Source organism: Mycobacterium sp. 3519A, assembly GCF_900240945.1.
In the GTDB taxonomy this organism is placed as follows: domain Bacteria; phylum Actinomycetota; class Actinomycetes; order Mycobacteriales; family Mycobacteriaceae; genus Mycobacterium.
The window spans coordinates 129528-152813 of record NZ_OESG01000012.1; the positions used below are offsets into that span (position 1 = coordinate 129528).

The window sequence follows — 23286 nt, forward strand, 5'->3', positions numbered from 1 at the left end:
CCCAATGGTTTTCATGGGCGAGATTATGCTGCCGCCATGACCATCGACGCTCCCGTTACGGTCAATGCCGGCCATCTGATCGCCCGCCGGCTGCGCGCCAGCGGCATCGACACCGTCTTCACGCTTTCCGGCGGACACCTGTTCTCGATTTACGACGGCTGCCGCGCGGAGCACATCCGGCTGATCGACACCCGCCACGAGCAGACCGCCGCGTTCGCTGCGGAAGGCTGGTCGAAGGTCACCAGGGTGCCCGGCGTGGCCGCGCTGACCGCCGGTCCCGGCGTCACCAATGGGATGAGCGCGATGGCCGCCGCCGCGCAGAATCAGTCACCGCTGGTGGTGCTCGGCGGCCGGGCACCCGCGGGGCGGTGGGGTCAGGGTTCACTGCAGGAGATCGACCACGTGCCGTTCGTGGCGCCGTTGACCCGGTTCGCCGCCACCGCGCAGTCGCCCGACGAGGTCGCTCCGCTGATCGACGATGCGCTGCGCGCTGCGGTCGGTGCGCCGTCCGGGGTGGCGTTCGTCGACTTCCCGATGGACCACGTGTTCAGCGAGGCTACGGACCCGGGTGGTCCCGGCGCGTTGAGCGAGCGCAGCGGGGGTGTGGAGGCCGACGGGAACGCGGTGGACACCGCGGTGCGACTGCTGGCTGGCGCGCAGCGCCCGGTGATCATGGCGGGCACGAACGTGTGGTGGGGGCACGGCGAGAAGGCCTTGCTGGCGCTGGCGGAAGCGTTGCGGATACCGGTGCTGATGAACGGCATGGCCCGCGGCACGGTGCCTGCCGATCACGAGTTGGCGTTCTCGCGGGCACGGTCAAAAGCGTTGGGGGAGGCCGATGTTGCGTTAGTCGTCGGGGTGCCGATGGACTTCCGGCTCGGCTTCGGCAAGGTGTTCGGCCCGCATACCGCACTGATCGTCGCGGACCGCGCCGAACCCGGGCGGCCGCATCCCCGTGCGGTCGCCGCCGAACTCTACGGGGATCTGACCACGACGTTGTCGGCGCTGGCGAGCGCGCCTGCCGGCGAACGCGGCGGCTGGATCGGTGATCTACGCGCGGCCGAGGACGCTGCGCGGGCTGCCGAACAGGCGGAGTTGTCCGACGATCGCACCCCGCTGCACCCGATGCGGGTGTACGCGGAACTCAAGCCGCTACTCGACCGCGATGCGATCGTCGTGATCGACGGGGGTGACTTCGGGTCGTATGCCGGGCGGGTGATCGACAGCTATGTGCCCGGCGCATGGCTGGACAGCGGGCCGTTCGGCTGTCTGGGGTCCGGGCCCGGCTATGCGCTGGCGGCCAAGCTGGCCAGACCCGACCGACAGGTAGTGCTGCTGCAGGGCGACGGTGCCTTCGGTTTCTCGGGGATGGAGTGGGATACGTTGGTGCGCCACGGCGTTCACGTGGTGTCGGTGATCGGCAACAACGGCATCTGGGCGCTGGAACATCACCCGATGACCATGCTGTACGGCTATTCGGTGGTGGCCGAACTGCGACCGGGCACCCGCTACGACCAAGTGGTGAGCGCGCTCGGCGGATACGGCGAGATGGTGTCGACGGCGGCGGAGCTGCGTCCTGCGCTCGAGCGGGCGTTCTCCGCGGGTCTGCCCGCGGTGGTCAACACGCTGACCGACCCCGCCGTCGCGTATCCTCGCCGCTCAAACCTAGCCTGACGTCACCGCACGCAGAAATCGTTGGACGCCTTGGTTGTTGGCGGCCATGCTGGAGGCGTGGAGGTCAAGCTGCATGACTCGGTGGCGGAGTTCCGCGCGATCGCGGAACCGCTGTATCGGCGCGACCCGATCGGGCACACCATCGAACTGACCTTGCTGGCCTCCGGTGACTTCCCCGACGACTCCCTTCTGCTCACCGTATGGGACGACGACACAGCTGTCGGTGCAGCGTTGCAGACGCCACCATATCCGTTGGCGTGCAATGGGATTCCTGCTGACGCGGTGAACGCCGTCGCCACCACGCTGGTGGCAGCGCGGCCCGACCTGGCCAGCGCGCGAGGTGATCGAGGCCCAGCGGTCGCGTTCGCCGATGCGTGGCAGGCGATCACCGGACGACAACCGATGCTCAGCGCCGAGGAGCGGCTGTACCGGTTGGGAATGCTGAAACCGCCGGTAAGCGTTGCCGGTTCGTCGCGGGCGGCGGCCGACGGCGACCGCGGCCTGCTCATCGACTGGGTGAACCGGTTCTTCGAGGACGCCTTCGGCCAGGCCAACGACCGGGCGGCGCAGTTCGTCGACGGCGCGGACCGCGCGGGCCACCGCTTCCTGATGTGGGAGGTCGACGGCACGCCGGTCAGCATGGCGATGCTGCGCGTGCCCGCGTCCGGGGTGTCGCGGATCGGCCCGGTGTTCACCCAGCGCGACGCGCGCGGCCACGGCTACGGATCGGCCGTCACCGCCGCCGCCGTCGAGTTGGCGCACCGCAGCGGCACGCCGGACGTCGTGCTCTACGCCGACCTGGCCAACCCGACGTCCAACGCCATCTACCAGCGGATCGGTTTCGAACCGGTCGCCGACAGCGTCCGCATCGACTTCGTGACGGCCGACTGACGCGCGCAGGTACCGTAATTGTGTGGCGAAGACCAAAAACCGCACCTCAGGTCGTGTCAGCAACCGATTCTGGAAGCTGCTCGGCGCCAGCACCGACCGCGACCAGGCGCAGTCGATGTCTCTGGTGGGCAAGTCGGCCGAGTTCGACGAGAAGGCCGCCGAACTCGACGACGAGCAGCTGAGCAAGGCCGCCGGCCTGCTCAACCTCGAAGACCTGGCGGAGTCCTCGGATATCCCGCAGTTCCTGGCCATCGCCCGCGAAGCCTCGAACCGGACCACCACGCTGAAGCCGTTCGACGTCCAGTTGCAGGGCGCGCTGCGGATGCTGGCGGGCGACGTGGTCGAAATGGCCACCGGCGAGGGCAAGACGCTGTCGGGTGCCATCGCCGCGGCGGGTTACGCGCTCGGCGGCCGCAGCGTCCACGTCATCACCCTCAACGACTACCTGGCCCGCCGCGACGCCGAATGGATGGGCCCGCTGCTCGAGGCGCTGGGACTGACGGTCGGCTGGATCACCGCCGACTCGACAGCCGCGGAGCGGCGCGAGGCCTACAAGTGCAACGTCACGTATGCCTCGGTCAACGAGATCGGCTTCGACGTGCTGCGCGACCAACTGGTCACCGACGTCGAGGACCTGGTGTCTCCGAATCCCGACGTCGCGCTGATCGACGAGGCCGACTCGGTGCTCGTCGACGAGGCGCTCGTGCCGCTGGTGCTCGCGGGCACCACGCACCGCGAGACGCCGAAGGTGGAGATCATCCGGATGGTCGGCGAGCTGATCGCGGGTCAGGACTACGACACCGACGCCGACAACCGCAACGTCCATCTCACCGAGTCCGGCGCGCAGAAGCTCGAGGCCAAACTCGGCGGCATCGACCTGTACTCGGAGGAACACGTCGGCACCACGCTGACCGAGGTGAACGTCGCGCTGCACGCGCACGTGCTGCTGCAGCGCGACGTGCACTACATCGTCCGTGACGACGCCGTACACCTGATCAACTCGTCCCGCGGCCGCATCGCGCAGTTGCAGCGTTGGCCCGACGGCTTGCAGGCGGCCGTCGAGGCCAAGGAGGGCATCGAAACCACGGAGACCGGTGAGGTGCTCGACACCATCACCGTGCAGGCGTTGATCAACCGGTATCCGACGGTGTGCGGCATGACGGGCACCGCGCTGGCCGCCGGTGAACAGCTGCGGCAGTTCTACAAGCTCGGGGTGTCGCCAATTGCGCCGAATACTCCCAACATTCGCGAGGACGAAACCGATCGGGTGTACATCACCGCGGCCGCCAAGTTCGACGCCGTCGTCGAGCACATCAAAGAGGTGCACGAAACCGGGCAGCCCGTGCTCGTCGGCACCCACGACGTCGCCGAATCCGAGGAGCTGCACGAGCGGCTCGTCAAGGCCGGCGTGCCCGCGGTGGTGCTGAACGCCAAGAACGACGCCGAGGAAGCCGCGGTGATCGCCGAGGCAGGCAAGCTCGGCAGCGTCACGGTGTCCACCCAGATGGCGGGCCGCGGCACCGACATCAGGCTGGGCGGGTCTGACGAAGCCGACCATGACGAGGTCGCCGAACTCGGCGGGCTGCACGTCATCGGCACCGGCCGACACCACACCGAGCGGCTGGACAACCAGCTGCGCGGGCGCGCAGGACGCCAGGGTGACCCCGGCTCGACGGTGTTCTTCGCCAGCTGGGAGGACGACGTGGTGGTGGCGCACCTCGATCCGAACAAGCTGCCGATGCAGTACGACGAGAACGGCCGCATCGTCAGCAACAAGGCCGCGTCACTGCTGGACCATGCGCAACGCGTCGCCGAGGGCCGGATGCTCGACATCCACGCCAACAACTGGCGCTACAACCAGCTGATCGCCCAGCAGCGGGCCATCATCGTCGAACGCCGCGACACCCTGCTGCGCACGGCGACCGCGCGTGAGGAACTCGCCGAGCGCGCGCCCAAACGCTACGAGGAGATCGTCGAGAAGCTCGGCGAGGAGAAACTGGAGAAGATCTGCCGGCTGATCATGCTGTACCACCTGGACCGCGGGTGGGCCGACCATCTGGCGTATCTCGCCGATATCCGGGAGAGCATTCACCTTCGCGCGCTGGGCAATCAGACCCCGATCGACGAGTTCCACCGGATGGCGGTCGACGCGTTCGCTTCGCTGGCCGCCGACGCGATCGAGGCCGCCCAGCAGACGTTCGAGACTGCGCCGTCGATTGAGGACGAGCCCGGCGTCGACCTGTCCAAGCTGGCCAGGCCCACGTCGACGTGGACGTACATGGTGCACGACAACCCGCTGGCAGATGAGGCCATGTCGGCGCTGAGCCTGCCGGGAGTGTTCCGCTAGGTTTAGCCCATGAGCCAGCCGGCTGGCGGTGTGCGCGATCGGGTGCTGACCGTGCCCAACGCGCTGTCGGTGCTGCGCCTGTTGCTGGTGCCGGTCTTCCTCTATCTACTGTTCGTGTCCCACCACCGGGGCTGGGCGGTTGGCGTGCTGATGTTCAGCGGGTTCTCCGACTGGGCGGACGGCAAGATCGCCAGGCTGGTCGACAACCAGTCGTCGCGGCTAGGGGAGTTGCTCGATCCGGCCGTCGACCGCATCTACATGGTGACAGTGCCTGTGGCACTTGCCTTTTACGGTGCGGTGCCGTGGTGGATCGTGCTGACGCTGCTCGGCCGTGACGTCGTACTCGCCGCGACGTTGCCGCTGCTGCGCACCCGCGGCCTGACCGCGCTGCCGGTCACGTACATCGGTAAGGCCGCCACCTTCGCGCTGATGTCGGGCTTCCCACTGATCCTGCTCGGCCAGTGGGATGCGCTGTGGAGCCGCGTCGTGCTCGCCTGCGGATGGGCGTTTTTGAGCTGGGGCATGGCCATGTATCTGTGGTCGGGCGTGCTGTATCTGGCCCAGGTGGGGATGGTGATGCGCCGACTACCGCGGGTCTCGGACCCGTGAGCACGCTTGGCGGCTACGACCCGCAGGCAGGCCGCAACGCCCACGAGGCCAACAAGCCGACGTTGATCCCGGTGCCGTCGCTGCTGCGCTCGCTGCTGACCGATCATCTCGATCCGGGCTATGCCGCGGCGGCGCAGGCAAAAGCCGCCTCCGGCGCCCGCCGAACGTGGTGGCAGGCGTGGGTCTGGCAACTCAGCGGCGCGCTGCTGATCGCCGCGGTGTTCGCGGGTGCGCTCGCGCAGGCCCGTTCGACGGCGCCCGGTGTTCGCGAGACACAGCGCGTTCTGGTCGGCAGCGTCAAGGCCGCCGAGGCCGCCACCGGCGACGCCGCCGCCCGCCGCAACGCACTGGCCGCGCAGGTAAACGCCGAGCGGCGAACCCGACTGGAAGGCGACGCACGCGGCCAGCAACTGCTGAGCAACCTCGACAAGGCCGACTTCGCCGCCGCCGCCACTCCGGTGATCGGCCCCGGTCTGACCGTGACCGTCACCGACCCAGGAATGTCCAAAGACCTCACCGACGTGTCGAAGGAGCGACTGCCCGGCAGCCAGCAGGTGATCCTCGACCGCGACCTGCAGTTGGTCGTCAACTCGCTGTGGGTCAGCGGCGCGGAGGCCGTGTCGGTGGGTGGAGTGCGCATCGGCCCGAACGTGACCATCCGGCAGGCGGGCGGCGGCATCTTGGTCGACAATCAGCCGATCAGCAGTCCATACGTGATTCTCGCGATCGGCCCGCCGCACGCCATGCAGGACGTGTTCGACCGCAGCACCGGCCTGCAACGGCTGCGGTTGCTGGAGGGCAGCTACGGTGTCGGCGTCAGCGTCAGCGCAGGCGATGGCCTGACGCTGCCGGCAGGTTCGGTTCGAGATGTCAACTTCGCCAAGCAGATTGGGCCCTAACGGATAATGATCGGAATCGCCGCACTGGTTGTCGGGATCGTGCTGGGCCTGGTGTTTCATCCCAGCGTCCCCGAAGTGATCCAGCCGTATCTGCCGATCGCGGTGGTGGCCGCACTCGACGCGGTATTCGGCGGACTGCGGGCCTATCTGGAGCGCATCTTCGACTCGAAGGTGTTCGTGATCTCGTTCGTCTTCAACGTGTTGGTGGCCGCGCTCATCGTCTATGTCGGCGACCAACTCGGCGTCGGCACCCAGCTGTCCACCGCGATCATCGTGGTGCTCGGCATCCGCATTTTCGGCAACGCCGCCGCGCTGCGGCGCAGATTGTTCGGCGCATGAGTTCATGAGCGAGCACTCCGCACCCGACCAGCACGGCCGCCACGAGCTGCCCGCCGACGAACCCGCGCCCGAGATCGGCAAGCTACACGGCGGCGGGGTCACGGGCGTGGTGCGCAGGGGCCGCTCGCAGCTGATGTTCGGAGCGCTCGCGATGGTGCTGTGCCTGCTGCTCGGCGTGGCGATCGTCACGCAGGCCCGCCAGACGGAAAGCGGCGATTCGCTGGAGACCGCGAGACCGGCGGACTTGCTGGTACTGCTGGATTCGCTGCAGCAGCGGGAGGCGGCGCTGAACACCGAAGTGGCTGACCTCCAGCGCAACCTGGCGCAACTGCAGGCGTCGGGCAGCAACGACCAGGCGGCAATCGAGAATGCGCAGGCCCGGCTCGGCGCGCTGTCGATCCTGATCGGGACGGTCGCGGCCACCGGCCCCGGCGTCACGCTGACCATCGAGGACACCGCGCCCGGCGTGCCCGCCGAGACCATGCTCGACGTCATCAACGAACTACGGGCAGCGGGCGCCGAGGCCATGGAGATCCGCGGCGGCACCCAGAACGGACCTGGGGCCGTCCGGGTCGGGGTGGACACCTGGGTGGTCGGCAACCCCGGCGCGCTTGTCGTCGACAGCACCACCCTGAACCCGCCGTATTCGGTTCTGGCCATTGGTGATCCACCGACGCTGGCCGCCGCGATGAACATTCCCGGCGGCGCGACGGACAGCGTGGAGCGCGTCGGCGGCAAGATGGTGGTACAACAGTCCGACCGCGTCGACGTGACCGCCTTGCGGCAACCGAAACCACGCCAATACGCTCAGCCAGTCAAATGAGGGCACTTGTCTGCCGCCGATTACGAGGAGCGCCGTGAGCGAAATCCCAGCCGATCTGTCCTACACCGAGGAGCACGAGTGGGTGCAGCGCACCGGTGACGACACTGTGCGGGTCGGAATCACCGACTACGCCCAGTCGGCGCTCGGCGACGTGGTCTTCGTCCAGCTTCCGGACATCGGCACCGACGTGACGGCCGGGGAGTCGTTCGGCGAGGTCGAGTCGACGAAGTCGGTGTCGGACCTGTACGCACCCGTCACCGCGAAAGTCGTTGCCGTCAACGGTGATCTCGAAGCAAACCCGCAACTGGTCAATTCCGACCCGTACGGCGAAGGCTGGCTGGTCGACCTCCAGATCGAGGGTTCGTCGCTGGACGACGCGCTGTCGGGATTGCTGGACGCGGACGGCTACCGCGCCACCGTGACGGAATGACGAGTTGTTAGGGTTTTCGCGACCAAAGTCCAACACAGCCGGATCCGGCAGTGGTGGACCCAATGATGTCTACTGCGCGGTACGGTCAACACCAGACGTGTAATGACGGCTGGGGGGCCCGGCCTGATATCGCCACAGCAGCCAGTGAGGAGCAGCGGGTGACGGAAAAGGACCACAACTCTGGGGCTGACCAGTCTGAGGATGTCACCGTGGAGACGACATCGGTCTTCCGCGCCGACTTCCTCAACGAGCTGGACGCTCCGGCCGCGGCCGGCGCCGAAGGCGCGGTCTCGGGTGTCGAAGGGCTGCCCGCGGGCTCGGCCCTGCTGGTCGTCAAGCGCGGCCCCAACGCGGGCTCGCGGTTCCTGCTCGACCAGCCGACCACGTCGGCGGGCCGGCACCCGGACAGCGACATCTTCCTCGACGACGTCACGGTCAGCCGCAGGCACGCCGAGTTCCGACTGGAGGGCGGTGAGTTCCAGGTCGTCGACGTCGGCAGCCTCAACGGCACCTACGTCAACAGGGAGCCCGTCGATTCGGCGGTGCTGGCCAACGGCGACGAGGTGCAGATCGGCAAGTTCCGCCTGGTCTTTTTGACCGGGCCGAAGGGCGACGACGACAGCGGGCCGGGAAGCTAACCGATGACCGCCCCCGACACACCTGCTCTGGCTGGGATGTCGATCGGAGCGGTCCTCGATCTGCTGCGACCGGACTTCCCGGACGTGACCATCTCCAAGATTCGGTTCCTGGAGGCCGAGGGACTGGTCACGCCTGAGCGCACCCCGTCGGGATATCGGCGCTTCACCGCCTACGACTGTGCGCGGCTGCGGTTCATCCTGACCGCGCAGCGCGACCAGTATCTGCCGCTGAAGGTCATCAAGGCGCAACTGGACGCGCAGGCCGACGGCGAGCTGCCGAACAGCGGATCCGCTTACGCGGTACCGCGTTTGGTATCCGTCGATGCACACGGTCACGACGGTGTGTCCGGCGTCGCCCCCACCCAGGTGCGGCTGCGGCGCGAAGACCTGCTCAACCGGTCGGGCATCAGCGAATCCCTGTTGGGCGAGTTGGTCAAGGCGGGCGTGATCAAGCCGGGGCAGGCCGGATTCTTCGACGAGCACTCGGTGGTGATCGCGCAGTGCGCGAAGGCGCTCGCGGAGTACGGCGTCGAACCGCGGCATCTGCGCGCGTTCCGCTCGGCCGCCGACCGGCAGTCGGATCTGATCGCGCAGATCGCGGGTCCCGTGGTCAAGGCGGGCAAGGCGGGCGCCCGCGACCGCGCCGACGACCTGGCCCGTGAGGTGGCAGCACTGGCGATCACATTGCACACGTCGCTGATCAAGTCCGCCGTACGCGACGTTCTGGATCGCTGAGGATTAGACTCGGTTTCAAGGCTTCTTGGCGAGCTTCTTTTGGTGCGGAGGGCAGACACAGATGGGTGAGGTTCGTGTGGTCGGCATTCGCGTGGAGCAGCCCCAAAACCAGCCGGTGCTGCTGCTTCGTGAGGCCAACGGTGACCGCTACTTGCCGATCTGGATCGGCCAACCTGAGGCGGCCGCGATCGCGCTGGAACAGCAGGGCCATGAACCTGCCCGGCCGCTGACCCACGATCTGATCAAAGATGTCATTGCGGCGCTTGGTCATTCGCTCAAAGAGGTCCGCATCGTCGACCTGCAGGAGGGCACGTTCTACGCGGACCTGATCTTCGACCGCGACATCAAGGTGTCCGCGCGGCCGTCGGACAGCGTGGCGATCGCACTGCGTGTGGGTGTGCCGATCTATGTGGAGGAAGCGGTGCTGGCCGAGGCCGGCCTGCTGATCCCAGACGAGAACGACGAGGAAGCGGCAGGGGCGGTCCGCGAGGACGAGGTCGAGAAGTTCAAGGAGTTCCTCGACAGCGTTTCGCCCGACGACTTCAAGGCGACGTAACAACGATTTGTCACGGATGCGTCTCGCGCGCTCGACACGCGGCGCGAGTTTCTCTCAACCGTGAATCGGGCAGCCATACTTGGTTGCGACGAGCAGTAATGGCTCGACGGAAAGCGTATGCTCGACACATTCGAGCTTCGGCAAACGTGCGCCCATGCAGGTCACAGACGCGGGTTCGATCGGCGAGAGGATTGGCAGAGTGGGAGACACGCCACGTCAAGAGCAGCTTGACCTGTCCACCAGCAGCGGGCCCGCCGAATCTCCGGCCGAAGCGCCCAGCGAACCCGTACAGGCCGGTCTGTTCCCTGACAACTCCGTGCCAGACGAACTCGTCGGCTACCGCGGGCCCAGCGCCTGCCAGATCGCCGGGATCACCTACCGCCAGTTGGATTACTGGGCGCGCACCTCGCTTGTCGTCCCGTCCATCCGGGGTGCGGCCGGGTCAGGCAGCCAGCGGCTGTACTCGTTCAAGGACATCCTGGTTCTCAAGATCGTCAAGCGGCTGCTGGACACCGGCATTTCGCTGCACAACATCCGGGTCGCGGTCGATCACCTGCGGCAGCGCGGTGTTCGCGATCTGGCCAACATCACGCTGTTCTCCGACGGCACCACGGTTTACGAGTGCACCTCGGCCGAAGAAGTGGTCGACCTGCTGCAGGGCGGGCAGGGTGTGTTCGGCATCGCGGTGTCCGGCGCCATGCGGGAGTTGACCGGCGCGATCGCCGACTTCCCCGGTGAGCGCGCCGACGGCGGCGAGTCGATCGCCGCACCCGAGGACGAGTTGGCCTCGCGGCGCAAGCACCGCGACCGCAAGATCGGCTGACGCGCCGCCGCCATTCGGTCACGGTAAACTAGTTAGCGCATCGCCCTTGTGTGGGAGAGTTCCGTGGCAGCCAGCCACGGGCGCCGAAGGAGCAGCACCTCTCCGTCAAACTCTCAGGCACCCAGGACCGCGCAAGGCCCCGATGCCTCTGGAGACACCCTTGCGGGTTGACGACTGAGGGGGAGGACCGAACCGGTTCTTCAGCCCTGATGCGTCGGGAGTGCACGTAAGTGTTCGATCACAATCAGCCCAACTTCGCCGATCGCCACATCGGACCGGATGCCGACGCGGTCGCGACCATGCTCAAGACCATCGGGGTCGGCTCGCTCGACGAACTGGCCGACAAGGCGTTGCCGTCGGGCATCCTCGACGCGCTGTCCGCCGACGGCGTCGCACCCGGCCTCGATCAGCTGCTGCCCGCCGCCAGTGAGCAGGAGGCGCTGGCCGAACTACGCGCCATGGCCGAGTCCAACACCGTCGCGGTGTCGATGATCGGGCAGGGCTACTTCGACACGCTGACGCCACCGGTGTTGCGCCGCAACATACTTGAGAACCCGGCGTGGTACACCGCCTACACCCCGTACCAGCCCGAGATCAGCCAGGGCCGCCTCGAGGCGCTGCTGAACTTCCAGACCATGGTCGCCGACCTGACCGGGCTCGAAGTCGCCAACGCATCGATGCTCGACGAAGGCACCGCCGCGGCGGAGGCGATGACGCTGATGCACCGCGCCGTCAAGGGCCCGTCGAACCGACTGCTCGTCGATGCCGACGTGTACCGCCAGACCGCTGCGATCCTGGCCACCCGCGCCGAACCGCTGGGCATCGACATCGTCACCGCCGACCTGCGCGCGGGCCTGCCCGACGGCGACTTCTTCGGCGTGATCACCCAACTGCCCGGCGCCAGCGGCCAGGTGGTCGACTGGACCGACCTGATCGCGGCCGCACACGAGCGCGGCGCGCTCGTCGCCGTCGGCGCGGACCTGCTGGCGCTCACATTGATCGCGCCGCCCGGTGACATCGGCGCCGACGTCGCGTTCGGCAGCACCCAACGTTTCGGTGTGCCAATGGGATTCGGCGGGCCGCACGCCGGCTACCTGGCCGTGCACGCCAAGCACGCCCGGCAGTTGCCCGGCCGTCTGGTCGGCGTTTCACAGGATGCCGACGGTGCGCCCGCGTATCGGCTGGCCCTGCAGACCCGCGAACAGCACATCCGCCGCGACAAGGCCACCAGCAACATCTGCACCGCGCAGGTGCTGCTCGCCGTGATCGCCGCGATGTACGCCAGCTATCACGGCGCCGACGGGCTGACCGGGATCGCGCGCCGGGTGCACGCCCGTGCCCGGGCCCTCGCGGGCGCCCTCGGCGAGGCGCTCGTGCACGACCGGTTCTTCGACACCGTGCTGGCCCGTGTCCCCGGTCGCGCCGACGAGGTGGTCGCGGCCGCGAAAGCCAACGGCATCAACCTGTGGCGCGTCGACGCCGACCACGTGTCGATCTCCTGCGACGAGGCCACCACCGACGCGCACGTCGCGACGGTGATCGAGGCGCTCGGGTTGGCCCCTGGGCAACCGGTACGTGCCGACATCGAGACGCGCACGTCGGATTTCCTCACCCACCCGGCGTTCACGCGCTACCGCACCGAAACCGAGATGATGCGCTACCTGCGGTCGCTGGCCGACAAGGATATTGCGTTGGACCGCAGCATGATTCCCCTCGGCTCGTGCACCATGAAGCTCAACGCGGCCGCGGAGATGGAGCCGATCACCTGGCCGGAGTTCTCCCGCCAGCATCCGTTCGCACCGGTCTCCGACAACCCGGGGTTGCGGAAGCTGATCGCCGACCTGGAGGCCTGGCTGACCGCGATCACCGGCTACGACGCGGTGTCGTTGCAGCCCAACGCGGGTTCGCAGGGGGAGTACGCCGGACTGCTGGCGATCCAGGCGTATCACGCCGAACGCGGCCAGGCCGACCGCAACGTGTGCCTGATCCCGTCGAGCGCGCACGGCACCAACGCCGCGTCGGCGGCGCTGGCCGGTATGCGCGTGGTGGTGGTGGCCTGCCGCGCCAACGGGGACGTCGACCTCGACGACTTGCGCGCGAAGGTCGCCGAACACGCGGATCGGTTGTCCGCGTTGATGATCACCTACCCGTCGACGCACGGCGTGTACGAGCACGACATCGCCGAGATCTGCGCCGCGGTGCACGACGTCGGCGGCCAAGTCTACGTCGACGGCGCCAACCTCAACGCGCTCGTCGGCCTGGCGCGGCCGGGCCGGTTCGGCGGTGACGTCAGCCATCTCAACCTGCACAAGACGTTCTGCATCCCGCACGGCGGCGGCGGTCCCGGTGTCGGGCCGGTCGCGGTGCGCGAGCACCTGGCCAAATACCTGCCTGGCCACCCGTTGGCCGAGGAACTTTCCGACACGTACACGGTGTCCTCGGCACCCTACGGTTCGGCGTCGATCCTGCCGATCACCTGGGCCTACATCCGGATGATGGGTGCCGCAGGCCTGCGCGCGGCGTCGCTGACCGCGATCGCGTCGGCCAACTACATCGCCCGCCGCCTCGACGAGTACTACCCGGTGCTCTACACCGGCGAGAACGGCATGGTGGCCCACGAGTGCATCCTCGATCTGCGCGGCATCACCAAGGACACCGGTGTCACCGTCGACGATGTGGCAAAGCGGTTGGCGGACTACGGTTTCCACGCGCCGACGATGAGCTTCCCGGTCGCAGGCACGCTGATGGTCGAACCGACCGAGAGTGAAAGCCTGGCCGAGGTCGACGCGTTCTGCGACGCGATGATCGCGATCCGCGCCGAGATCGACAAGGTCGGCGCCGGCGAGTGGCCGGTGGACGACAACCCGCTGCGTGGCGCGCCGCACACCGCGGAGTGCCTGCTGGTGGCCGAGTGGGATCACCCGTACACCCGCGAGCAGGCTGCCTACCCGCTGGGCAAGGGCTTCCGGCCGAAGGTGTGGCCGCCGGTGCGCCGCATCGACGGTGCCTACGGCGACCGCAATCTGGTCTGCTCGTGCCCGCCCGTCGAGGCGTTCGCCTAACCGCCGAGTTCGAACGACGGGAAGTAGACAACCTGTCCGACCCCGATGAGATCGGGATCGTCGATGAAGTTGGCCGCTGCGACCATCTTCACCAGAGTCGACGTGCGATCGGCGCCGCCGTCGCCGTAGTTGTCCTCGACCAGCTTCCACAACGTATCGCCCGCCACCACGGTGTGCTTGCGGTTCAGCCGCGGCTGGATAAGCACGGTGCCCGGCGCCGGATCCCCGTCGGACAGGTGGTTGGCGATCGAGATGATCGGCCACAGGTGGGCTTCGCCGTACCACCGCAGCGACAGCTCCTCGAGCGTCTCGCCTGCCACTACGGTGTGATGTCCGACGTTCGCCAGATCGGGAATCAAGAGCCATTCTCCGACCACAAGGTCGCGCTGAGCTACGCCGTTGGGAATCTCGTAGACCTCGCTCATTGCGACGTCGTTGTAGAACTCCAGCGCCAGCTTCTTTTTCGTGTCACCCGCCTGGACTTGGTAGTGGAACGTGACGTAGGGGATTTCGAGTTCCTGGCCGACGACGATGTGGTCCTGGTCGGAGATGTCGTTGATCACTGAGATGACCGTGAACAGTCGACCGTCGCCGTAGTACCGCTCGGCCAACCCCCACAGCGTGTCACCGCTTTGGACTTGGTATTTCGCTCCCATTGTTGTGTTGCCCCCTGTTTCTCCTCGCCCCGGTCGGGACGCTGGGCACAGTGTTGGTGGCGGAGCGGTCGCCGGTCACGAGTAGTGCACTACCCAACTTGGTGAGGCGTTCGCGTGATCCTCTCGCCGAGTGTGGGCTTGACGCACGCGCGGGGCGCAAGATGCGTGCGGGTAACCCACGTTCGGCGACTAGGGTCGCTGGGGTGATACCCCCAAGCGTGGTCGAGTGGCGCGACGGCGGCACGATGGTGTCGACCCCGGCGGGTGAGGTGTTCGTGCGCTCGGGAGAAGGCGAAGGCCCGCCGATCCTGCTGCTGCACGGCTACCCGTCCAGTTCCTACGACTTCCGCAACGTGGTCCCGCATCTGGCCGGGCGGGCGTGGTTGACGCTGGACTTCCTTGGCTTCGGCCTTTCCGACAAGCCGAGGCCACACCGGTACAGCCTGTTCGAGCAGGCCGACATCGTGGCGGCCGTCGTCGCGTCGGCGACCTCGGGAACCGTCGACCTGATCGCCCACGACATGGGAACCTCGGTGACCACCGAACTGCTGGCCCGAGACATCAACGGCCAGTTGCCTTTTGAGTTGCGCCGCGCGGTCATCAGCAACGGCAGCGTGATCCTGCGCCGCGCCAGTCTGCGGCCCGTTCAGAAGCTGCTGCGCGGACCGCTCGGCCCGATCGCCGCGCGACTGTCGAGCGGCGGCATGTTCACCAAGGAGTTCGGGCGATTGTTCAGTGCGCAGCACCCGCTGAGCCCCGACGAAGCCGAGGCGCAGTGGGCGCTGATCGCCAACAACGACGGACACCGCATCGCCCACCTGCTGATCGCGTATCTCGACGAGCGTGAGCGCTACGCCGACCGCTGGCATGGCGCGGTCAGGGACTGGCCGAAGCCGCTGAGCTTCCTGTGGGCGCTCGACGACCCGGTGGCCACCACGAATGTGCTCGACGGCCTTCGCGAATTGCGGCCCGCCGCAGACGTTGTCGAACTTCCCGGCGTCGGGCACTACCCACAGGTCGAGGTGCCGGAGGTCTTCACCCGCGCCGCGTTGAGCCTGCTGGCGACGGCGTCACACTAGCCAAGGAACTGTGTGATCGCGGTGGTCAGGTCGGGCGACGACGAGTTGGCGACGTTCTGGTAGGTGCCCCCGGACGCCTGCGCGACGGCCTCCCAGGTGGCGCGGTCGGAGTCGTTGCCGAAGTCGATGACGTTGACCGCGACGGGGCGACTCTGATCGAAGGCCCCGCGGATGTACTGCTGCAGCCCCGACCCGTCCAACGACTGGTCGGTGTGCGGGCCCTCGGTGATCACCAGGACCGAGTTGTTCTGGTCCTGACGGAAATTCGACTTGGCCTGGTCGTAGACCATGCGCAGCGTGGTGAACGACACCGCACCGCCGCCGGAGGCACTCTGCGAGTTGAGCGCGCTGGTCAGCGCCGCCGTGCGCGGCTGCCCGCCGACCTGATCGGACAACGGTCCGGTGCTGACCTCCGATCGGCCCTCGACGCCGTCGAACGTCCACAGCCCCACTGCGGCGTTGCCAGGCAGTGCCTGCAGCCGGGCGTTGAGCGCGGCGACCACGTTGGCCACCCGCGACTTCCCGCCTTCCTCGGTCGGCATGGACTGGTCGAGCATGATCGTCACGGCCGGGCTCTCGGCAGGCGTGGTCAACGCGTTGGCCAACGTCGCCCGTGTCGACGTGTCGCCGACCGACACCGGCGCGGCCAGCGGCGCGAAGTTCGTCACATCGCTCTTGGGTGGCGTGTGGCCTTCACTGCGGAAACCGGCCTTGGCCAGCTCGGCCAGCTGCTCGGATTTGCGCATGTACCTGGCGAATTCGCTGGCGGCGCTGGCCTGGTCCTGAGACAGCCAGCTGCCGCTCAGCAGCACCGTCGGGTAGTCCGCGACGGCCGTCGGCCCCGCGGGCAGCCACGAGGTCACCTTGCCTTTGACATCAGGTGTCGAGGCGGCGAGCTGGAACAGCTGCTGTTCGGTGGTCACCACCGCGTGCACCTGGGCGCTGGCCGGATCGGGGGCGTTCAACAGCGCGTCCATCGCGGTGGACAGTTTGTTGTCCGCGAGCTTGGGCTGCCCACCCACCAAAGTGTTGACCGCGCCGGTGCCCGCGGTGGCCGGCTGGCCTGAGGGGGCCGCCGCCGTGGCCACGGCCTCGGCCGCCAGATAGGACGCATCGCTGTTCCCGCTACTCGGCAACGCCAGGCGCAACGGACCCCAGCCGGACAGATTCAGCGCGTCCAACGCCGTCGGGTTGGTTTGCAGCCCCGGCAGCGCGCCCCAGTTCTGTTGACCCAACGCGTCTTTGAGTTGTGGACGGACCGCGAGCACGACGGGCGTCGTGACCAGCGACCGGCTGTCGCTGACGGTCTGCTGACCGGCCGCGGCCTCCAGCCTGGCCTCCGACACCGAACTCGCGGGAATCCACAGCGCGGGCTGCGCGCCGAGTTCGGCGGGCCACTTGCCGATGAAACCGTCGACGACCTGGTCGGGATCGGCGGGCCGGACGCCGACCTTCACGCATTTGTCGGCGACCGGCGCGGCGGTCTGGTTGAAGGTGTCGGCGAGTTTGTGCACCTGATCCGCGATCGACGGATCGGCGACGACGGCAACGGCGAGTTCGCCGTTGACGCACCGTGCCGCGAGTGCATCCGTGCGATGGGACAGCGCATCGCCGAAGAATCGCCACAGGATGAACGCGCCGACCAGCACCACCACCGCGACCAGTGCGACGATCACGCCGACGCTGACGCCGCGTCGCTTGGTGGTCACCGCACGGTGGCTACCGGTCCACTCGCCGCCTTCCCATTCACCGCTGTGCGCCGGGCCGGTCCGCGGACCGGAGGCGGTCAGCCGCGACGTCTCCGTTTCCGAGTAGTCCTCGTCGGCTTCGCCGTAGTCGGCGTCGTCGTAATCGCGGTCGTCGTAATCGGGTTCGTAATCCGATTCGTACTCCGCTTGCTCGTAATCCGAGTCGTAACCGGCGTCGTAATCCGCGTCGTATCGGGTGTTGTAATCGTCGTCGGGATACGGGGTCGACGGATAAGACGGTTCGCTGTAATGCGGCCGGTCGAACCCGTAGTCGGGTTCGACGGGTTCCTGACGACTGAACCGCTGCGTCGGCGGTTCGTCGGGCACGCCGTTGCCGGCCGAGTCCTCGGGATCGGGAGCGCTGTGCCTGCCCACTTAATCCCTTGCGCTCACTTCGTGGCTGCCTTGTATTCGCGTCGGCGTCGGTGCAGGATCGGCTCGGTGTAGCCGTTGGGTTGCGCGCCGCCGGACAGGATCAGCTCCTGCGCCGCCTGGAACGCGATGCTGCCGTCGGGATCCGGTGCCATCGGCCGGAATTCGGGGTCCTTCGCGTTCTGCTCGTCGACCACCGCGGCCATCCTGCGCAGGCTGGCCTTGACGTCGTCCTCGGTGATCACCCCGTGGCGCAACCAGTTCGCCAGCAGCTGGCTCGAAATACGCAGCGTCGCACGGTCTTCCATCAGTGCCACGTTGTGGATGTCGGGCACCTTGGAGCAGCCGACGCCTGCGTCGATCCAGCGCACCACGTAGCCCAGGATCGACTGGCAGTTGTTGTCGACCTCTTCGCGGATCTCCTCGGGCGCCCACGCCAGCTCCTTGGCCAGCGGAACGGTGAGCAGCTGGTCGATGTTGGTGCGCCGCTTGCCTGCCAGCTCCTCGTGCACCGCGTACACGTCGACCTCGTGGTAGTGCATGGCGTGCAGGGTGGCCGCCGTCGGCGACGGCACCCATGCGGTGGTCGCGCCCGCCTTCGGCTGACCGATCTTCTGCTCGACCATGTCGGCCATCAGGTCGGTCATCGCCCACATGCCCTTGCCGATCTGCGCCTTACCGGAGAACCCGGTCGCCAGGCCGATGTCGACGTTCTGGTCCTCGTAGGCCGCGATCCACTGGGTGCTCTTCATCGCACCCTTGCGGATCATCGGACCGGCCTCCATCGAGGTGTGGATCTCGTCGCCGGTGCGGTCCAGGAAGCCGGTGTTGATGAACACCACGCGGTCGGCGGCGGCCTTGATGCAGGCCTTCAGGTTGACGGTGGTGCGGCGCTCCTCGTCCATGATGCCGACCTTGAGCGTGTTCTGCGGCAGCCCGAGCACGTCCTCGACCCGGCTGAACAACTCGCAGGTGTAGGCCACCTCGGCGGGTCCGTGCATCTTCGGCTTCACGATGTACACCGAGCCGGTGCGGCTGTTGACCAGCGGTCCGTTGGCCTCGGACGCCTTCAGCCCGTGCATCGCGATCAAGCTGGTGAACAGGGCGTCCTGGATGCCCTCGAACACCTCTGTTTCTTCGCCATTGGCTTCGGTTCTGGTGATCGCGTCGTTGGTCATCAGGTGACCGACGTTGCGGACGAACATCAGGCTGCGGCCCGGCAGCGTCAGCTGGCCCTCGCCGTCCGGGGTGGTGTACACCCGATCCTGGTTGAGGACCCGCGTGAAGGTCTTGCCGTCCTTGGTGACCTCTTCGGCCAGGTCGCCCTTGTTCAGGCCCAGCCAGTTGCGGTACCCGAGCACCTTGTCGTCGGCGTCGACGGCGGCCACCGAGTCCTCGAAGTCCATGATCGTGGTGACCGCCGACTCCAGCACGACGTCCTTGATGCCAGCCGCGTCGGTCGAGCCGATGGGGGATTCGGGGTCGACCAGGATCTCGACGTGCAGGCCGTTGTTGCGCAGCAGCACCGACCACTGCGGCGAGCCGAGTTCACCGGTGTAGCCGACGAACTGCTCGGGCGTCGCCAGGCCGGTGGAACCGTCGCCCGTGTCGACGACCAATTGACCTTCGTCGATCTTCAGCCCTGTCGCATCGCTCCACGATCCCGACGCCAGCGGCGCCGCAGTGTCGAGGAACTTGCGGGCATAGGCGATGACCTTGTCGCCGCGGATCTTGTTGTAGCTCGTGCCCTTCTCCGCGCCGTCGTCCTCAGGAATAACGTCGGTGCCGTAGAGCGCGTCGTACAGGGAACCCCACCGGGCGTTGGCGGCGTTCAGCGCGAACCGCGCGTTGAGGACCGGCACGACCAGCTGCGGGCCTGCCGTGGTGGTGATCTCGTCGTCGACCCCGGCGGTGGTGATCGGGAAGTCGTCCGGCTCGGGTTCCAGGTAGCCGATGTCGGTCAGGAACTGCTTGTAGCCCTCGGGATCGAGCGGCTCGATCACATGCTGGCGGTGATACTTGTCGATCTGCGCCTGCAGGTCGTCGCGGCGGGCGAGCAGGTCCTGGTTCTGCGGGCTGAGGTCGGTGACCACCTTGTCGACACCCGCCCAGAAGCTGTCGGGGTCGATGTCGGTGCCCGGCAGCGCCTCATTGTTGATGAAGTCGTACAGCACCTGGGCGACGCGCAGGTTTCCCACCGTCACGCGGTCCGTCATTTTTCCTCCTAAGCCGTCGATCCAGCTTACCCAGCGGTAACTGAGCTATTCGCCAGCAGCGGCGGTCAGCAGGTCACATTGGCGGGCCAGGGCGGCCCGCAGCGGTGCAGCCTGCTCAGCAATGCGCTGCTGGGCTCGGACATACTCGGCGCGACCGGCTGGCGTCTCAACGGTGATCGCGTCAAATCCGTAGTCGCGGAGATCATAGGGGCTGGCCCGCATATCGAGCGAACGGGCTCGCGCGGCGAGTTCCAAACAATCCATCACCAGCTCCGAGCACACCAGCGGGCCGAGCTTGAACGCCCACTTGTATAAATCCATGTTCGCGTGGATGCACGCGGGCTGTTCCGAACCCACCTGGCCGTCGCGGGTGAGACGTTCGACGTTGCGCTTCGCGGCCGGCTCGGTGAAGAAGCGGTAGGCGTCGAAGTGGCTGCACCGCAACGGCATTGAGTCGACCACGGCGTCGGTGCCGGCCTGGCCGAGCCGCAGCGGCACCTGCTCGTGGCGCACCGTCGGTGCCCGGTACACCATCGCCCACTCGTGCATCCCGAAGCAGTTCAGTCGCGGCTGCCGCGACGCCGTCGCGTGCAGCAGTCCGGCGATGAACCGCACCGTGTCGGCACGCGTCCGCAGATGTTCGACCGTGACGGTCACTCCGTCGCGCCCGCGCCCGTAGCCGGCGCGCCCGAGGTAGCGCTGCGCCTCCGCACCGCCGAGCGCCACCCCGAAACCGGGATGCCAGACCCGCAGTTGCCGGGGCCGAAGGCTGTAGTAAGTCCACAGGAAGTCCCAAACCGGGTGCGCCTCGCCGACCCGGGCCCGCCTGCGACGGGGTTCACAGAACTCGTCCACCCGTTTCTGGTGCAGCCGTTCGCGGTGGGTCCAGTCGGGCTCGTCGAGCCCGACATCAGACATCGTCGGGCGGTGCCCGACATCAGACATGGTGCGTCCGGTCGCGGACGGCGCCGACCACGTCCTCGACCAGGTCTTCCAGGGTGACCATCGCCGACACTTGGCCGTCAGCGCCGGTGACCGACGCGAGGTGGCTGTTGTTGCGCCGCATCAGCGACAGCGCGTCGGGCAGCGAGGTGGTCTCGGCGACCTCCGGCAACGGGCGTACCGCGTCGAGGCCGACCACCGCCTCCGGGTTGTCGACCAGGCCCAGCACGTCCTTGATGTGGACGTAGCCGATGAACCGTTCCCGCGAATCGACCACCGGGAAGCGGGAGTAGCCGGTCTCCGCCAGCGCATCCTGGATCGCGGCGACCGTCGGACCTGACCCGTCGGCGGCCGCGGGAACGGCGTGCACGTCTCGCAGCGGCATCGCGACGTCGCGAACGACGCGGTTGCGGATCCGCAGCGCGCGCGACAACCGGTTGTGCTCCTCGGGATCGAGCAGCCCCTCCGACAACGATTCGGCGATCATCTCCGAGAGCTCGACACTCGAAACCGTGTTCTCCAGTTCGGTTTTCGCTTCCACGCCGAACGCGCGCAGGATCACGTGCGCACACCAGTCGTAGACCGCGATGACCGGTCGCGCCGCCCGCACCCACAACAGGTAGGGCGGCACAAGCAGCATGGCCGCCGACTCGGGCCCCGCGATCGCGATGTTCTTCGGCACCATTTCGCCGAGCAATACGTGCAGCACCACGACGATCGTGATCGCGATGACGAACGACACCGTGTGCAGCACGGTGTCGGGGATGCCGAGCAGGTGGAACGGCCGCTCGAGCAGGTGTGCCACCGCCGGTTCGCCGACCCGGCCGAGCAGGATCGAGCAGACCGTGATGCCGAGTTGGGCGCCCGCCAGCATCAGCGGCAGGTTCTCGCCGGCCCGGATCACCGTGACCGCACTGCGTTTGCCCTGCTCGGCCAGCGTTTCGAGGCGGTCGCGGCGCGCCGAGATGAGCGCGAACTCCGCGCCGACGAAGAACGCGTTGGCGGCCAACAGCACGAGCGTCAGGAGGACGCCGAGAAAGTCACCCATCGGCTACGTCCCTGTCGTTGCGGCGGCCCAGTTGCGTGAGCTCCAGTTGGTCGATGCGCCTGCCGTCCATCCGGACCACCGTCGCCAGCCAGTGCATCGGATCGTCGATCGGCCCGTCCGGGTCAAACGCGGTCAGTTCGACCGACTCGCCCTCTTCGGGGATGTGCCCGAGCAGTTGCAGCACCAGCCCGCCGATCGTCTCGTATTCGCCCTCGGACGCCCGGAAGCCGGTGGCGTCGGCGACCTCGTCGATGCGCAGCAGACCCGATACGCGCCAGCCCTGACCGGCCTGCACCACGTCCGCGGTCGGTTCGTCGTGTTCGTCGCGGATATCGCCGACGATCTCCTCGATGACGTCCTCGACCGTCACCATGCCCGCGGTGCCGCCGTATTCGTCGACCACCAATGCGGTCTGCAGGCCGTTGGCGCGCAACTGCGCCATCACGTCGTCGCCGTCCAGGGTCGAGGGCACTCGTGCGACCGGTTGCACCAGTGCGGTCAGCCGCGTCGTCTTGTGCAGCTCCGGCGGCACTTCGAAGACCTGCTTGACGTGCACGATTCCGGTGGTCTCGTCGAGGTCGCCGTCGACGATCGGGAATCGCGAGTAGCCGCTGCGGATGGCCGCGTCGACCAGATCGGCGACCGTGTCGTCGACTTCGAGTGTGACGATCTCCGTTCGCGGCGTCATCAGTTCCTCGGCTGTCCGCGACCCGAACTGCAGCGAGCGGTCCACCAGCGTCGCGGTGATCGGGTCCAGCGACCCGTGCCGCGCCGAATTGCGCACGAGCGATCCGAGCTCCTGCGGCGACCGCGCGGAGCGCAGTTCCTCGGCGGGCTCGATGCCCAGCCGACGCAGTATCCAATTGGCGGTGCCGTTGGTCAGGTGGATCAGTGGGGCGACGACCGTCGAGAACAACACCTGCGGGCCTGCCACCACCCGCGCCACCGCCAGCGGCTTGGCGACCGCGAGATACTGCGCGACGAGCTCGCCGAACACCATCGACACCGACGTGGCGATCAACAACGCCAACACCAGCGCGAGGCTGCTGGCCACCTCATCGGACAGCGTCGTCGCCGCGAACACCGGTTCGAGCAGGTGTGCCACCAACGGCTCGGCGAGGTAGCCCGTGATCAGCGTGGTGATCGAGATGCCCACCTGGGCGCCCGAGAGTTGGAACGACAGGGTGCGATGCGCCCGCTGCACGAGTTGATCGCGGCGGCCGCCACTGCGGGCGTTCGCCTCGACGGTGCTGCGCTCCAACGCCGTCAGCGAGAACTCCGCCGAGACGAACAGGGCGGTGCCCGCGGTCAGCACGAGGAAGGCCAGCACCGCGAGCACGGTGTACACGACGCTCATCGCGTCCTCGCCAAAAGCTCGCCGGGCCGCATGCCCGGCCGA

20 protein-coding genes and 1 riboswitch are annotated in these 23286 nt (G+C 67.6%); of the genes, 14 read left to right on the forward strand and 6 right to left on the reverse strand.

Going from position 1 to position 23286, the window contains the following annotated elements; all coding sequences use genetic code 11:
* Positions 1-36: 36 nt before the first annotated feature.
* The 13 genes from C1A30_RS02750 to gcvP all read left to right on the forward strand — a co-directional run bounded on the left by C1A30_RS02750 (position 37) and on the right by gcvP (position 13826).
* Positions 37-1674, forward strand: a complete 1638-nt coding sequence (locus C1A30_RS02750) for an acetolactate synthase (protein WP_101946751.1) — start codon at positions 37-39, stop codon at positions 1672-1674.
* Between the two features lie 57 nt (positions 1675-1731).
* Positions 1732-2565, forward strand: coding sequence for a GNAT family N-acetyltransferase (locus C1A30_RS02755; protein WP_101946752.1), 834 nt, complete (start codon positions 1732-1734; stop codon positions 2563-2565).
* Positions 2566-2587: 22 nt separating this feature from the next.
* Positions 2588-4912, forward strand: coding sequence for an accessory Sec system translocase SecA2 (secA2, locus tag C1A30_RS02760; protein ID WP_101946753.1), 2325 nt, complete (start codon positions 2588-2590; stop codon positions 4910-4912).
* A gap of 9 nt (positions 4913-4921) precedes the next feature.
* Positions 4922-5521 carry a CDP-alcohol phosphatidyltransferase family protein gene (locus C1A30_RS02765; RefSeq protein WP_101946754.1) on the forward strand — a complete coding sequence of 200 codons (600 nt, stop codon included), beginning with the start codon at positions 4922-4924 and terminating at the stop codon, positions 5519-5521.
* Positions 5518-6420 carry a DUF881 domain-containing protein gene (locus C1A30_RS02770; protein ID WP_101946755.1) on the forward strand — a complete coding sequence of 301 codons (903 nt, stop codon included), beginning with the start codon at positions 5518-5520 and terminating at the stop codon, positions 6418-6420. Before C1A30_RS02765 ends, C1A30_RS02770 begins: the two co-directional genes overlap by 4 nt.
* Before the next feature lie 6 nt (positions 6421-6426).
* Positions 6427-6759: a small basic family protein gene (locus C1A30_RS02775; RefSeq protein ID WP_067800834.1), complete on the forward strand. Its 333-nt coding sequence runs from the start codon at positions 6427-6429 to the stop codon at positions 6757-6759.
* A gap of 4 nt (positions 6760-6763) precedes the next feature.
* The gene (locus C1A30_RS02780) at positions 6764-7582 is read left to right on the forward strand and encodes a DUF881 domain-containing protein (RefSeq protein WP_101946756.1); all 819 of its coding nucleotides are present in this window, start codon (positions 6764-6766) and stop codon (positions 7580-7582) included.
* A 34-nt stretch (positions 7583-7616) separates the two neighbouring features.
* The gene (gene gcvH, locus C1A30_RS02785) at positions 7617-8012 is read left to right on the forward strand and encodes a glycine cleavage system protein GcvH (protein ID WP_101946757.1); all 396 of its coding nucleotides are present in this window, start codon (positions 7617-7619) and stop codon (positions 8010-8012) included.
* A 158-nt stretch (positions 8013-8170) separates the two neighbouring features.
* The gene (garA, locus tag C1A30_RS02790) at positions 8171-8650 is read left to right on the forward strand and encodes a glycogen accumulation regulator GarA (RefSeq protein WP_067800825.1); all 480 of its coding nucleotides are present in this window, start codon (positions 8171-8173) and stop codon (positions 8648-8650) included.
* 3 nt (positions 8651-8653) lie between these two features.
* Positions 8654-9385 carry a MerR family transcriptional regulator gene (locus C1A30_RS02795; protein ID WP_101946758.1) on the forward strand — a complete coding sequence of 244 codons (732 nt, stop codon included), beginning with the start codon at positions 8654-8656 and terminating at the stop codon, positions 9383-9385.
* Between the two features lie 61 nt (positions 9386-9446).
* Entirely contained in the window at positions 9447-9941 is a 495-nt protein-coding gene (locus C1A30_RS02800; protein ID WP_067800820.1) for a bifunctional nuclease family protein, read from the forward strand.
* A 199-nt stretch (positions 9942-10140) separates the two neighbouring features.
* A complete protein-coding gene (locus tag C1A30_RS02805; RefSeq protein ID WP_067801230.1) occupies positions 10141-10764 on the forward strand; it encodes a MerR family transcriptional regulator in 624 nt (207 codons plus the stop codon).
* Between the two features lie 41 nt (positions 10765-10805).
* A riboswitch (glycine riboswitch) is annotated at positions 10806-10904 on the forward strand.
* 90 nt (positions 10905-10994) lie between these two features.
* Positions 10995-13826, forward strand: coding sequence for an aminomethyl-transferring glycine dehydrogenase (gene gcvP, locus C1A30_RS02810; RefSeq protein ID WP_101946759.1), 2832 nt, complete (start codon positions 10995-10997; stop codon positions 13824-13826).
* On the opposite strand, the gene C1A30_RS02815 is transcribed toward gcvP, so the two are convergent.
* Positions 13823-14482: a LysM peptidoglycan-binding domain-containing protein gene (locus C1A30_RS02815; RefSeq protein ID WP_101946760.1), complete on the reverse strand. Its 660-nt coding sequence runs from the start codon at positions 14480-14482 to the stop codon at positions 13823-13825. The two genes, gcvP and C1A30_RS02815, sit on opposite strands and share 4 nt — an antisense overlap.
* Positions 14483-14685: 203 nt before the next feature.
* Here C1A30_RS02815 and C1A30_RS02820 point away from each other — a divergent pair, with 203 nt between their 5' ends.
* Positions 14686-15561: an alpha/beta fold hydrolase gene (locus C1A30_RS02820; RefSeq protein ID WP_101946761.1), complete on the forward strand. Its 876-nt coding sequence runs from the start codon at positions 14686-14688 to the stop codon at positions 15559-15561.
* Here C1A30_RS02820 and C1A30_RS02825 read toward each other — a convergent pair.
* From C1A30_RS02825 to C1A30_RS02845, 5 genes are read right to left on the reverse strand one after another with little or no spacing between them, the layout of a single operon-like run.
* On the reverse strand, positions 15558-17684 hold the full coding sequence (locus C1A30_RS02825; protein ID WP_101946762.1) for a substrate-binding domain-containing protein: 2127 nt from the start codon (positions 17682-17684) through the stop codon (positions 15558-15560). The genes C1A30_RS02820 and C1A30_RS02825 overlap by 4 nt on opposite strands.
* Positions 17685-17698: 14 nt before the next feature.
* Complete coding sequence (locus C1A30_RS02830; RefSeq protein ID WP_101946763.1) at positions 17699-19897, reverse strand: malate synthase G; 2199 nt, start codon at positions 19895-19897, stop codon at positions 17699-17701.
* A gap of 45 nt (positions 19898-19942) precedes the next feature.
* Positions 19943-20842, reverse strand: coding sequence for a 3-methyladenine DNA glycosylase (locus C1A30_RS02835; protein WP_369974090.1), 900 nt, complete (start codon positions 20840-20842; stop codon positions 19943-19945).
* Positions 20835-21887, reverse strand: coding sequence for a hemolysin family protein (locus C1A30_RS02840; protein ID WP_101946764.1), 1053 nt, complete (start codon positions 21885-21887; stop codon positions 20835-20837). Before C1A30_RS02840 ends, C1A30_RS02835 begins: the two co-directional genes overlap by 8 nt.
* A complete protein-coding gene (locus tag C1A30_RS02845; RefSeq protein ID WP_101946765.1) occupies positions 21880-23244 on the reverse strand; it encodes a hemolysin family protein in 1365 nt (454 codons plus the stop codon). Before C1A30_RS02845 ends, C1A30_RS02840 begins: the two co-directional genes overlap by 8 nt.
* Positions 23245-23286: the final 42 nt, after the last annotated feature.